The following is a 13,355-nucleotide window of genomic DNA, read 5'->3' as shown; positions in this document are numbered from 1 at the left end:
GTTCATCCTATATATCTCGCATACAACCCTTTCGCCACCGTCATATCATTTGTTCCATGAATAAATGCCCTGCCATCTGTAAATAAAACAAAACGATATTCATTAATTAGAAATGACAATAAATATGGCGTCGTTTGCACATCTACGCTTTTTTGTAAGCGCTTTTTAATTTCTTCTAAGTTAAGAGTTTGCGGCACACCTGGACGAATTTGAACTGTATTTCTTCCGCATAACACTTCTGTTTTCATTTGTGATTCAAATGCTAAACTCGGGTACGTGCGCAGTTTTCCACAAGATGGACACGTATCTTTTTTCTGCCTATTTACTTTAAACGCCATATGCTGATTGTTCCAAAGATCAAATGACAGCATCGTTTCACGAAGCGCTCCAAAATCTTCTACCAATATTTTAAGGGCTTCTGTCACTTGGTGACTGGCGACTATTTGTACAGCTGGTTGTATAATTCCCGCCGTATCACATGTCACGCCGCTTGATGGATGCTCCATCAGACAACGGAAACACGGTGTTTTCCCCGGAAGAATTGTATATGTGACCCCGTAGCTTCCAACGCATCCCCCGTATATCCAAGGAATATTGTATTTTTGCGAAATATCGTTAATAAGAAGACGCGTTTCAAAGTTGTCAGTCGCATCTAATATTAAATCCACATTCTGAATTAACTCTTCCATTTCTCGCACCGCTACATCCGTTATAACTGGTACAATCTCCACTTCAGAATTAATCTGCCTTAAACGTTCAGCCGCTGCAACTGCTTTCGGCTTATACTGCGTTGCATCTTCTTCTGTATATAGCTGCTGCCTTTGTAAGTTGCTCCACTCGACATAATCACGATCAACAATCGTTAGCTTTCCAATTCCAGCCCTTACAATTGCCTCTGAACTTGCTGCCCCTAATGCACCGGCACCGATTATGAGCACATGCTTTTCCCTTATTTTCCTTTGACCTGTCTCGCCGATTCCTGAAAATAACATTTGTCTTGAATAACGCTCCTGCACATGTCTTCCCCCTTCCTTATCCCCCAATATAAGACATTTCAATTTTCGGGCGGTTATTTGCACTTTCTTCAGTCCGCTCATCAGAATACCGATCTTTTCGATATTCCCATACGTTTTGGATTGCCTTTAATAAATCGGCATCCGAAATATCCTCTCTAAGTAAGCTTCTTAAATCTGTTCCTTTCGTTGCAAATAAACAAGTATAAAATTTACCGTCTGCCGAAATCCGTGCTCTCGTACAAGAAGAACAGAAAGATTCAGAAACTGAAGTGATAAATCCAACTTCCGCATTACTGCCGACATAACGATAACGCTTCGCAACTTCTCCGAAATAATGGGGATTTACAGGTTCAATCGGATATACCTCGCTAATCTTCTCAATCAACTCTTGCTTTGTGATGACTTGTTCAAAATTCCAGCCGTTCGTACTGCCAACGTCCATAAACTCAATAAAGCGAAGTGAAATCCCCTGTTCTTTAAAATAAGTGGCCATCGGAAGAATTTGACTATCGTTCATTCCTTTTTTCACCACCATATTTACTTTCACATCGAGTCCTGCTTCTTTTGCTACGGTAATCCCTTTTAGTACCGGTTTTGTACTAATATTCCGGCCATTAATTTTGCGAAACACATCGTCCTCTATCGCATCTAAACTAACATTCACTCGGTGTAATCCAGCTTCTTTTAACGCCTTTGCTTGCTTTGTTAAATGAATCCCATTTGTCGTAAGTCCAATATCTGTTAAGCCATCCAACTTTGCAAGCCGTGTAATAAGCTTTGGCAAATCTTTACGTAGTAATGGTTCTCCGCCCGTAAGCCTAATTTTCTTTACACCCATGCCGACAAATAATTTTGCTAGTCGTTCAATTTCATCAAATGTAAGCAAAAATTCTTCTTGTAAAAATGCATACTCAGGCCCGAACACTTCAGCTGGCATACAGTATGTACATCTGAAATTACAACGATCAATGACAGAGATGCGTAAATCTTGAAGTGGACGCTGCAAAGAATCTGTAATCTTCTCGCGCATCGTTATCCCCCCTTTTCTGCTAAATTCTATCTGTCTTCATTCTATTATAATATATTTTTAAACTGCGATGTTTTTGCTTAAGCTCTTTATTCACTTTCTATGTTTTTTAGTTGCCTCCATCATAAAAAAGAAGAAGAAGGTACGTTGTGATATTTCTCACATCGCCTTCTTCATTCAAAAATTCTTCACAAATTCGTTCAAATTTTATTCACATTTCAGTTACAATTACTTTATTTGCGTACGGTACTCCTCCCCCCACTCACGCATAAGTTTGATAATTGGTGTAAGGGATTTTCCGAATTTCGTTAAAGAATACTCCACTTTTGGTGGAACTTCTTTATATACTTCTCTGTGGATTACTCCATCCGCCTCAAGTTCTCTAAGCTGCCTAGTTAGCATGCGCTGTGTGATACCAGGCATCAATCGTACAAATTCATTAAAACGTATCACTTCGGCATTCATTAAGTGAAATAGAATAACCCCTTTCCATTTCCCACCGATTACATCTAACGTTACTTCTACCGAACAACGATTTATATCTTTCTGTTCCATGTTGTCACTCTCCATTAGTATACAAATTGATACTATATGCTAAAAATGTGCGTACTTACATCATTTATTGTACTATTGTAGAATCAATTTTGTAATCAACTTACTAAGAAAAAGTAAATTATTAAAGGTGGTTATCAAAATGAAACATACAAAAGAAGAAATTTTAAAAGCGTATCAATTTAGACATGCATGTAAAGAGTTTGATGTGAATAAAAAAATCTCTGATGAAGATTTTCACTTTATTTTAGAAACAGGACGACTTTCTCCAAGTTCATTTGGTTTTGAACCTTGGAAATTCGTTGTAATCCAAAATCAAGATATTCGTAACAAACTCATCCCTGTAGCATGGGGCGCGCAAAAACAATTACCAACAGCAAGCCACTTTGTCGTTATATTAGCTCGTAAAAAAGAAGAGATGATTTATAACTCACCCTATATTTCTAACTTTATGAAAAATATTCAGCAACTTCCTGAAGAAGTTATAACGATGAAACGCGGTTTTTATAAAGAATTTCAAGAATCTGATTTTCAATTACTAGAAAGTGATCGTGCCATGTTTGATTGGGCTTCTAAGCAAACTTACATCGCTCTTGGCAATATGATGACTGCCGCTGCCCAAATCGGAATTGATTCTTGCCCTATTGAAGGATTCCAGCAAGAAAAAGTAGATGCGATTTTAAAAGAAGAAGGAATTATTTCAAATGATGCATTTGGTGTGTCTGTTTTAGTTGCTTTCGGTTATCGCTTAGAAGAACCAAAACGTGATAAAACTCGTCAAACAATGGATATGGTTGTGGAGTGGATTAAATAAAGTAAAAGGGTGTCTACAAAAGACACTCTTTTTTTCAGTACGAAATGTGCGCTTGTTCACAGCTAAGCACTAACTTATAACCTATAATAAAAAGATATTTCTTGCATTTTCACCATGTTTACACCCACAATAAGAAGTAGACTGCTTTTAAGAGAAAGGTGATTGCTGTGACAAACCGTACGGCATTATCAGAAGATTTAAAGGAATTGCTTGCATCTGTTGAATATAAAATGCAGATTAATAAAGGAAGTTATATTTTCCAAGAAGGTGTGGAGGCAAAAGAACTCTATATCATTCACTCTGGAAAAGTGCAGATTAGTAAAATTAGCGCTGATGGACAGGAGTTAACACTTCGCATTTGTTCAACTCACGATATTATCGGAGAATTAACACTATTTACGGACAATGCAAAGTATTTATTAAATGCAAAATGCCTTGAAAATGTTGAGGTTGGCGTAATTAAACGAGATGCTTTAGAGAAGGCATTATTCCAAAAACCAGCCCTTGCCTTCGAATTTATGAAATGGATTAGCGAGCATTTAAGAAGAATGCAAACGAAATTCCGTGATTTAGTGTTACATGGTAAAAAAGGTGCTCTTTATTCGACTCTTATTCGTATGACGAATAGTTATGGCGTATTAAAAGAAAACGGTATCCTTATCGATCTACCTTTAACAAATCAAGAGCTTGCGAATTTCTGTGCAACCTCACGTGAAAGTGTCAACCGTATGTTAAATGATTTAAAAAAACAAGGAATTATTTCTATTCATAAAGGAAAAATCACGATTCATAATTTACAATTTTTAAAATGCGAAATTGCTTGTGAAGATTGTCCTGCCTCTGTTTGTAGTATTGAGTAGCCTCTCTATTGAGAGGCTACTCTTTTTTCTTTCTCCTTTATTCTACAAAGAAGAATCACTCTTCGATGTGAAAAATGTCACAACTTCCCAAAAAATGTTATAAGTCTGATTTTTGACAATCTGTTGAACTGTGATAGATATCACATCTCTATTTGATGCGCTCTCTTATATTGAAAATAAGCAAGAGAGACGTAATAAAGGAGTGAACAGTATGAAAAAGAAACCTTCAGCATTAATGAAACGTTTAAAATATTTTTCTCCAATAGATCGCTATAACAACAATCATACACAAGAAACGTATGAAGATCGCGAATGGGAAAACGTGTATAGAAAACGCTGGCAACACGATAAAGTCATTCGTTCTACACACGGTGTAAACTGTACTGGTTCTTGTAGCTGGAACATCTACGTAAAGGATGGAATTGTAACTTGGGAAGGCCAAGAGTTAAACTATCCATCAACCGGCCCTGATATGCCAGACTTTGAACCACGAGGATGTCCGCGCGGAGCAAGTTTTTCTTGGTACATTTATAGTCCACTTCGCGTGAAATATCCATATGTACGTGGTGTACTTTGGAATATGTGGCAAGAAGAACTTCAAAACCACAAATCACCGCTAGACGCTTGGAAAAGTATCGTGGAAAATCCTGAAAAAGCACGTGCTTATAAAGGGGCACGTGGTAAAGGCGGATTCATTAGAGCAAATTGGACTGAAGTGTTACAACTCGTTGCCGCTTCTTTACTCTATACGGTAATCAAATATGGCCCAGACCGAAATGTTGGCTTCTCACCAATTCCAGCCATGTCGATGTTAAGCCATGCCGCTGGTAGCCGCTTTATGCAACTCATGGGCGGACCGATGCTTAGTTTCTATGATTGGTACGCTGACCTGCCACCAGCTTCTCCGCAAATTTGGGGTGATCAAACAGATGTACCAGAAAGTAGTGACTGGTATAACTCTGGTTACATTATGACATGGGGTTCAAACGTACCAATGACAAGAACACCAGATGCTCACTTCTTAGCAGAGGTGCGCTATAAAGGAACGAAAGTTGTTTCTGTAAGTCCTGACTTTGCTGAGTCTACAAAATTTGCTGATGACTGGATTAGCGTAAAACAAGGTACAGACGGAGCCCTTGCAATGGCAATGGGGCACGTCATCTTACAAGAGTTTTACGTGGACCAGCAAGTGGAATATTTCACAAATTATGCAAAACAATATACTGATTTCCCGTTCTTTGTCACATTGAAACAACAAGGAGACCAATTTGTTGCAGATCGTTTCTTAAACGCCAGTGATATTGGCCGTGAAACAAAGCTCGGTGAATGGAAACCTGTTCTTTGGAACGATAACACGAACGATTTCGCAACACCTCATGGCACAATGGGGTCACGCTGGGATAACGAAAAGAAATGGAACTTACGTTTAGAAGATGAACAAACCGGCGAAAAAATCGATCCATGCCTTTCCTTACTTGGTATGGAAGATGCGGTTGAAACTGTACAAATTCCGTACTTCTCTGATGATGGGAACAAAGTACTAGAACGCACAATTCCAGTGAAAAAAATCACGACTGAAGAAGGCGACATTTTCGTTACAACTGTATACGACTTAACGTTAGCAAACTATGGTGTTAACCGTGGACTTGGCGGGCAAGAACCGAAAGACTTCAATGATGATATGCCATTTACACCAGCATGGCAAGAAAAAATGACCGGCGTAAAACGAGAACTCATTATTCAAATTGCTCGTGAGTTTGCACAAAATGCTGTTGATACAAATGGCCGCTCAATGATAATTGTCGGCGCTGGTATTAACCATTGGTTTAACTCTGATACGATTTACCGCGCAGTTCTAAATCTTGTTCTTCTCGTTGGAGCGCAAGGTGTAAATGGCGGGGGCTGGGCACATTATGTTGGGCAAGAGAAACTGCGTCCAGCAGAAGGTTGGCAAACGATCGCAATGGCAAAAGACTGGCAAGGTCCACCGAAACTACAAAACGGTACATCTTTCTTCTATTTCGTAACGGATCAGTGGCGCTATGAAGATACACCAGTTGGGCACCTAGCATCACCAGTTGTCGGCAACTCACGCTATCAACATCACGGTGATTACAATGTATTAGCTGCTCGCCTTGGCTGGCTCCCTTCTTATCCAACATTTGAGAAAAACGGAATTGAATTATATAAAGAAGCTGTCGCTAGTGGCGCAACAACCCAGGAAGAAATCGGAAAATATGTTGCGCAAAAACTAAAAGAAAAAGAACTGAAATTTGCAATTGAAGACCCAGATAACAAAAACAACTTCCCGCGCAACTTATTCGTATGGCGCGCAAACTTAATTTCAAGTTCTGGTAAAGGACATGAATATTTCTTAAAACATCTATTAGGTACAACAAACGGATTAATGAATGATGATAGCGATTCATTACGACCAGAAGAAATAAAATGGCATGAAAAAGCACCTGAAGGGAAACTTGATTTACTCATTAACCTAGATTTCCGTATGGCTGGAACAGCGCTTTATTCCGATATCGTCCTTCCTGCCTCAACTTGGTATGAAAAACATGACTTAAGTAGTACAGATATGCATCCATTCGTGCATCCATTTAATCCAGCAATCGGTTCACCTTGGGAAGCACGCTCTGACTGGGATATTTTCAGCTCTCTTTCTAAAGCAGTATCTAAGTTAGCAACAGAACTTGACCTTGAGCCAATGAAGGAAGTTGTCGCAACACCACTTCTTCATGATACACCACAAGAATTAGCACAGCCGCTTGGCAAGATTAAAGACTGGAGCAAAGGTGAATGCGAACCAATCTCTGGAAAAACAATGCCACAAATTCATGTTGTGGAGCGGGATTACAAAACGATTTATGACAAAATGACTGCGCTCGGACCAAATGCTAGGAAACAGCCAATCGGTACGAAAGGAATCTCTTGGTCAGCAGAAAAAGAATACGAACAATTAAAGAGTCGATTAGGAGTTATTCGCACTGATTCTATCGCAAAAGGATGCCCTGACATAACAGAAGCAATCCATGCTGCTGAAGCAGTGTTAACCCTTTCTTCTACAACGAATGGTCATATGGCCGTAAAAGCATGGGAAGCTCTTGAAAAACAAACAGATTTAAAGCTTCGTGATTTAGCGGAAGAACGTGAAGAAGAATGCTTCACATTCGAACAAATTACGGCGCAGCCAAAAACGGTAATTACTTCCCCTGCCTTTACGGGTTCTGAAAAAGGTGGACGTCGTTACTCACCATTTACAACAAATGTGGAGCGTCTGATCCCTTGGAGAACGGTAACTGGACGACAATCGTTCTACTTAGATCACGATATGATGAAGGAATTCGGTGAAACAATGGCTACATTTAAGCCAATCTTACAGCATAAACCGTTCCGTAAATCACGCCCTGAAGTAGAAGGAAAAGAAATTACGCTGAACTATTTAACGCCGCATAATAAGTGGTCGATTCATAGTATGTACTTCGATTCCTTACCGATGTTAACGTTATTCCGCGGTGGTCCAACTGTTTGGATGAACAAAGATGACGCCGCCGAAGCTGGCGTAGCCGATAACGATTGGATCGAATGCTTTAACCGTAACGGCGTTGTTGTAGCGCGTGCCGTTGTAACGCACCGCATACCAAGAGGAATGGCCTTTATGCACCATGCACAAGACCGTCATATTAATGTACCTGGTACGAAATTAACGAGCAATCGCGGCGGAACGCATAATAGTCCAACACGTATCCACGTGAAACCAACACATATGATTGGCGGATACGGCCAATTAAGCTATGGATTTAACTATTACGGTCCAACTGGCAACCAGCGTGACTTAAACGTCGTAATCCGCAAACTGAAGGAGGTAGATTGGCTTGAAGATTAAAGCGCAAGTCGGAATGGTAATGAACCTAGATAAATGCATCGGCTGCCACACTTGTAGCGTAACATGCAAAAACACCTGGACGAATCGTCCAGGTGCTGAATATATGTATTTCAACAACGTAGAGACAAAACCTGGTATTGGTTATCCAAAACAATGGGAAGATCAAGAAAAGTATAAAGGTGGATGGGAATTAAAGAACGGTGAACTTCAGCTCAAATCCGGTTCTAAAATGAAACGTCTTATGAACATTTTTCATAACCCAGATCAACCTACTATCGATGATTACTTTGAACCTTGGAACTATGATTATGAAACATTAACAAACAGCCCGCAGCGAAAACATCAGCCAGTAGCTCGCCCGAAGTCAGCAATCACTGGCGAGTTTATCGATAAAATTGAATGGGGACCAAACTGGGAAGATGATTTAGCAGGCGGGCATATAACAGGACTACAAGATCCGAACGTCAAGAAAATGGAAGAAGATATTAAAACAGACTTTGAAAATGTTTTTATGATGTATCTCCCTCGCATTTGCGAACATTGTATGAACCCATCTTGCGTCTCTTCTTGCCCATCTGGTGCGATGTATAAACGTGAAGAAGATGGCATTGTCCTTGTTGACCAAAATGCATGCCGCGCTTGGAGATTCTGTGTATCTTCTTGCCCATATAAAAAGGTGTATTTCAACTGGCAAACAAATAAAGCAGAAAAATGTACAATGTGCTTCCCGCGTATTGAAGCTGGTATGCCAACGATTTGCTCTGAAACATGCGTAGGACGCATTCGTTATATCGGGGTTATGTTATATGACGCTGACAAAGTACAAGAAGCGGCTTCAGTAGAAAACGAAAAAGATTTATATGAATCTCAACTTACTGTTTTCCTAGATCCAAACGATCCAGAAGTAGCGGCTGAAGCAAAAAAACAAGGTATTCCTGAAGAATGGATTAAAGCCGCTCAAGAGTCACCGATTTATAAAATGATTATTGATTGGAAAATCGCCCTTCCTCTTCATCCAGAGTACAGAACAATGCCAATGGTTTGGTATATTCCACCGCTTAGTCCAATTATGAATATGGTGGAAGGAAAAGGAAGCAACTGGCAAGCAGAAGAAATTTTCCCTGCTATCGATAATATGCGTATTCCAATTCAATATTTAGCTAACTTACTCACTGCAGGCGACGAATCACACATTCGTCTTACATTGAAAAAAATGGCTGTCATGCGAACACATATGAGAGCACTGCAAATTAATAAAGAACCAGATGAAGCTGTCTTACAAAACTTAGGTTTAACGAAAGAAGATGTAGAAGATATGTACCGTCTTCTTGCTATCGCAAAATATAAAGACCGTTTCGTTATCCCTACATCTCATCGTGAACAAGTTGCAGATTTATATAGTGAACAAGGAAGTTGTGGCCTTTCCTTCGCAGGTGGTCCAGGTTCTTGTATGACAATCTCTTAAATAAAGGAGGCAGGCAAATATGAAACAAAGTTTACAAACCGCGTTTTCTTGTTCTTCCTTTCTTCTCTCCTATCCTGAACTAGGTTGGAGAGAAGCTTTACTAGAATTACAGGAAGAGATTCAAGCGATTGAACACGAAGAAATCCAAGCATCACTTACAACATTCATAAAGCAAGCGCTAGAAAAAACAAACGATCAACTCATTGATTCTTACGTATATACATTCGACTTTGGAAAGAAAACAAATATGTACCTCACTTACATGAACACAGGTGAACAAAGAGAGCGCGGAATTGAATTATTAGAGTTAAAACAACACTATCAAAAAGCCGGATTTGCGGTAACAGATAAAGAATTACCTGATTATTTACCACTTCTACTTGAGTTTCTTGCAAACGCGAATGAAGAAGATAGCGAACCAATTATGAGTAAATACACGAAAAATATACAAGCATTGCACGGACAGTTAAAAGAAGCGAATTGTATGTACGAACCAATTCTTGCTGCTATTCTCCTCGCTATCGATGCCTGGGGAGTACAAGCGAATTAGAAAGGAGTGTCGTCAAAATGATGGATCAATTTTTATGGGTACTGTTTCCCTATATCATTTTCGCAATCTTTATCGGCGGACACATTTTCAGATACAACTATGATCAATTTGGCTGGACATCAAAATCTAGCGAACTATTAGAGAAGAAAATGCTCCGAATTGGAAGTTTGCTCTTTCACTTTGGCATTATGTTCGTAATCGGTGGACATATCATGGGAATATTAATTCCAGAATCCTTATATACCTCTTTTGGTATTTCTGAACATATGTATCATATGGTTGCTATCGGTTTCGGTCTTCCTGCAGGAATTGCTTCGATTGTTGGATTAGTGATTTTAATGTATCGTCGCTTTACAGTAAAACGTATTATCGCAACAAGTACAAAAGGAGACTATGTAGCCCTTGTCCTCTTGTTCATCGTAATGTTAGCAGGTCTATTCTCTACATTTTTAAATATCGATGCAAAAGGATTTGATTATCGTACAACAATTGGACCATGGTTCCGCAGCCTCTTTGTTTTTCAGCCAAAAGCAGAGTACATGGCAACTGTCCCACTCTGGTTTAAAATTCATATCATTGCAGCAATGGGACTCTTTGCAACATGGCCATTTACAAGACTTGTGCATGTGTTTAGCGTTCCTGTGAAATATTTACGACGAAGCTATGTAATTTACCGTAAAAGACAGCCTGTTGACGCTAATAAAGTAAAAATGTAATAAAAGCAGCACCTATCTCATTTTCCAATGATTAGGTGCTGCTTTTTTATTTAATCTTTCACTTCTACTTTTTTAAATCCGCCATAGCTTTCATTTCTTCTAGTTCATACTGATACGTTAATACATGCTGACCTGATGGAATTCCCCATGCCGTGATACCACCTTGATTTGTTGAAATATTTAAGTATACTTTATTATTTTTTAATGTAAATTCAATTTTACCGGAATGCCCCCATCCATCATCATCAAAATTTAAGACCGCTTTATTATTTGTAAACGTTACAGTTCCACTAACTTCAGCATAGCGTGTCCCCTGACTTGCCATGTACCCTACTCCAACTGATGCCTTATTTCCAGATATGAACTGAACCATTGCACTCATATGAGTAGGTATTTCTTTCCAATCATCTATATCCGATACGTCAACATTACTCCAGAAACCTTCATATTGTGAAATGTTATCTGCATGCGCTGCATTCGGATTCCAAACACCGTTATTTTCTAAGTAATACCATTTTCCATTCTCTTGAATCCATCCCGTCTGCATTGCTCCACTTCCATTGAAGTAATACCATGCACCACCGATTTGTTGCCAACTCTTTTGCATTGCTCCGCTTCCGTTAAAGTAGTACCATACACCGCCGATTTGTTGCCAATCCTTTTGCATTGCTCCGCTTCCGTTAAAGTAGTACCATACTCCGCCAATTTGTTGCCAATCCTTTTGCATTGCTCCGCTTCCGTTAAAGTAGTACCATACTCCGCCAATTTGTTGCCAATCCTTTTGCATTGCTCCGCTTCCGTTAAAGTAGTACCATACACCGCCAATTTGTTGCCAACCTGTTTGCATTGCTCCGCTTCCGTTAAAGTAGTACCATACTCCACTGATTTGTTGCCAACCTGTTTGTTTCACGCCGTTTGTATTATAGTAGTACCATACAGATCCATTCTGTTGCCAACCTGTCTGCACAGCTTTACCTTTTTGCATTGCACCGTTAGCGCCAATTATGTAACCATCAATCGTTGTATTTGCTGCCATTTGGCCATTATTGTAAAAATAGTACCATGTACCATTAATTTCTTTCCAACCTTTCGCTTTCGTTCCACTTTGATCATAGAAGTACCATTTTCCATTCTCTTGTTTCCAATTGTTATGATAATGATATTCTCCTGTTGCAAGTCCATACTTTCCACAGTTTGTTCGACAAGTATGCCCACCATTTTTATCCAATCCACCAGGACTGGCATAGGCAGCTGTCGTTGATCCCATCACAGTTAAACCCACTGCCATAGCTAAAATTTTCATATTCTTTTTCATAAATCCCCATCCCCTTTTCTCCCTATCTATGTCTCTATCAAGCATTATTATATGATAACTGAATGATATTAATAAAGATTAATTTTCACATATTAGGCCATCCAACTCTTTATCTATTAAATGATTTCTCTACAAAATTATTCGATTATAACAATAGCTTCTTTGTCAAAAATGGTATGGACGAGGTACCTTGTCTGTCTCGTCTACAGTTCATATTACAAAGCAGCAGTTTTTACCGACTACCTTTTTCTATTTTTTAACACAAGGAACTCTACTTGTTGCCTAACATTAAAACAAATTTACGCAATATATAAAGTGAAACTTCAATCAGTGGGGTTTTCTCCATCCCCACTGATTGTCAGCCCTCACCAATCGGGCGTTTATGGGCTGTTTATCTCCCACCTAAACTTCTTCGCATTCTCCTAAGTTTTGAGGCGGGAATATTACAGCCCGTTAATGCGGGATAAAAATCGTTGCGAGTATCCTCTCATGTTGTTACCCTGTTTTCCTTGTAAACGAAGCATACGAAAACAATGATCTGTTATAAGTATGTGAAAAACCCCCTGCTTTTGACAGGAGGTTTTCCTATAAACCTGGCGCTGAATCAAAATCATCCGTATTCGGTGCAGCCTGCAAAGTACCAACTGACCTTGCACTTGAATCATTATTTGCATCAGTTCCTACTTGTGCTCCTCTCGTATATGTCGTCGTTACCGTATCTCCTGGTCTTAAACAAAGCTTAGTTGTTGTTCCAATAACTGTCACAACATCAATACAAGTTGGTCCTGTCGAACCGCTATACATTTTAGATGAAGTAAATGAATTATCCCTCAAATTATCTCCTGTAAATAAATTTCCATAATTATTCACAATCACAAATTCTTTAATATTAGCAGGCATTTCTATTCAACCTTTCTATCAGGAACCTAATGTCACTTCACTTGTCTCTAAAGGAGGAATAAATACCGCCCCTCTTGGTACAACTGCTGGCATACGTTTTCCATTTAGGAAAGTAGCAAAACTTGAACCTCCAGCACCAGTGTACACCTTCGCTACAGTAACTGGTTCAATGTTATAACAATCACCCACATTTACTGCCCCTTGATTATTTATAATTTTTATTTTACGAAAAAATGCGCTCATAA

Annotated in this window: 12 protein-coding genes; 6 read left to right on the top strand and 6 right to left on the bottom strand. The window is 39.2% G+C overall.

Annotated elements, in window-relative coordinates; genetic code table 11:
* Nucleotides 1-2 precede the first annotated feature (2 nt).
* The 3 genes from HRG09_RS07410 to HRG09_RS07400 all read right to left on the bottom strand — a co-directional run bounded on the left by HRG09_RS07410 (nucleotide 3) and on the right by HRG09_RS07400 (nucleotide 2,598).
* Entirely contained in the window at nucleotides 3-1,016 is a 1,014-nt protein-coding gene (locus tag HRG09_RS07410) for a molybdopterin-synthase adenylyltransferase MoeB (protein WP_174100170.1), read from the bottom strand.
* 16 nt (nucleotides 1,017-1,032) lie between these two features.
* Entirely contained in the window at nucleotides 1,033-2,046 is a 1,014-nt protein-coding gene (gene moaA / locus HRG09_RS07405) for a GTP 3',8-cyclase MoaA (RefSeq protein WP_174100169.1), read from the bottom strand.
* A gap of 225 nt (nucleotides 2,047-2,271) precedes the next feature.
* Nucleotides 2,272-2,598 carry a winged helix-turn-helix transcriptional regulator gene (locus HRG09_RS07400; RefSeq protein ID WP_174100168.1) on the bottom strand — a complete coding sequence of 109 codons (327 nt, stop codon included), beginning with the start codon at nucleotides 2,596-2,598 and terminating at the stop codon, nucleotides 2,272-2,274.
* Between the two features lie 139 nt (nucleotides 2,599-2,737).
* On the opposite strand from HRG09_RS07400, the gene HRG09_RS07395 reads away from it, so the two are divergent.
* The 6 genes from HRG09_RS07395 (at nucleotide 2,738) to narI (ending at nucleotide 10,895) form a co-directional block, all read left to right on the top strand.
* Nucleotides 2,738-3,409, top strand: a complete 672-nt coding sequence (locus HRG09_RS07395; RefSeq protein ID WP_174100167.1) for an NAD(P)H-dependent oxidoreductase — start codon at nucleotides 2,738-2,740, stop codon at nucleotides 3,407-3,409.
* A gap of 167 nt (nucleotides 3,410-3,576) precedes the next feature.
* Nucleotides 3,577-4,269: a Crp/Fnr family transcriptional regulator gene (locus HRG09_RS07390; RefSeq protein ID WP_174100166.1), complete on the top strand. Its 693-nt coding sequence runs from the start codon at nucleotides 3,577-3,579 to the stop codon at nucleotides 4,267-4,269.
* Nucleotides 4,270-4,480: 211 nt separating this feature from the next.
* Nucleotides 4,481-8,164, top strand: a complete 3,684-nt coding sequence (locus HRG09_RS07385) for a nitrate reductase subunit alpha (RefSeq protein ID WP_174100165.1) — start codon at nucleotides 4,481-4,483, stop codon at nucleotides 8,162-8,164.
* A complete protein-coding gene (narH, locus tag HRG09_RS07380) occupies nucleotides 8,154-9,629 on the top strand; it encodes a nitrate reductase subunit beta (protein WP_174100164.1) in 1,476 nt (491 codons plus the stop codon). The genes HRG09_RS07385 and narH overlap by 11 nt, the downstream gene beginning before the upstream one ends.
* A gap of 19 nt (nucleotides 9,630-9,648) precedes the next feature.
* Nucleotides 9,649-10,179: a nitrate reductase molybdenum cofactor assembly chaperone gene (narJ, locus tag HRG09_RS07375; protein WP_174100163.1), complete on the top strand. Its 531-nt coding sequence runs from the start codon at nucleotides 9,649-9,651 to the stop codon at nucleotides 10,177-10,179.
* Between the two features lie 17 nt (nucleotides 10,180-10,196).
* Entirely contained in the window at nucleotides 10,197-10,895 is a 699-nt protein-coding gene (gene narI, locus HRG09_RS07370) for a respiratory nitrate reductase subunit gamma (protein WP_174100162.1), read from the top strand.
* Nucleotides 10,896-10,959: 64 nt separating this feature from the next.
* On the opposite strand, the gene HRG09_RS07365 is transcribed toward narI, so the two are convergent.
* The 3 genes from HRG09_RS07365 to HRG09_RS07355 form a co-directional block, all read right to left on the bottom strand.
* The gene (locus HRG09_RS07365) at nucleotides 10,960-12,210 is read right to left on the bottom strand and encodes a YHYH domain-containing protein (protein WP_174100161.1); all 1,251 of its coding nucleotides are present in this window, start codon (nucleotides 12,208-12,210) and stop codon (nucleotides 10,960-10,962) included.
* A gap of 585 nt (nucleotides 12,211-12,795) precedes the next feature.
* Nucleotides 12,796-13,110, bottom strand: coding sequence for a hypothetical protein (locus HRG09_RS07360; RefSeq protein WP_174100160.1), 315 nt, complete (start codon nucleotides 13,108-13,110; stop codon nucleotides 12,796-12,798).
* An 18-nt stretch (nucleotides 13,111-13,128) separates the two neighbouring features.
* On the bottom strand, nucleotides 13,129-13,353 hold the full coding sequence (locus HRG09_RS07355) for a spore germination protein (protein ID WP_174100159.1): 225 nt from the start codon (nucleotides 13,351-13,353) through the stop codon (nucleotides 13,129-13,131).
* Nucleotides 13,354-13,355: the final 2 nt, after the last annotated feature.

Source organism: Bacillus sp. Xin1 (genome assembly GCF_013314535.1).
Lineage (GTDB): Bacteria > Bacillota > Bacilli > Bacillales > Bacillaceae_G > Bacillus_A.
Note: the sequence above shows the minus strand (reverse complement) of the source record. Positions and strands in the feature narration are given on the sequence as shown.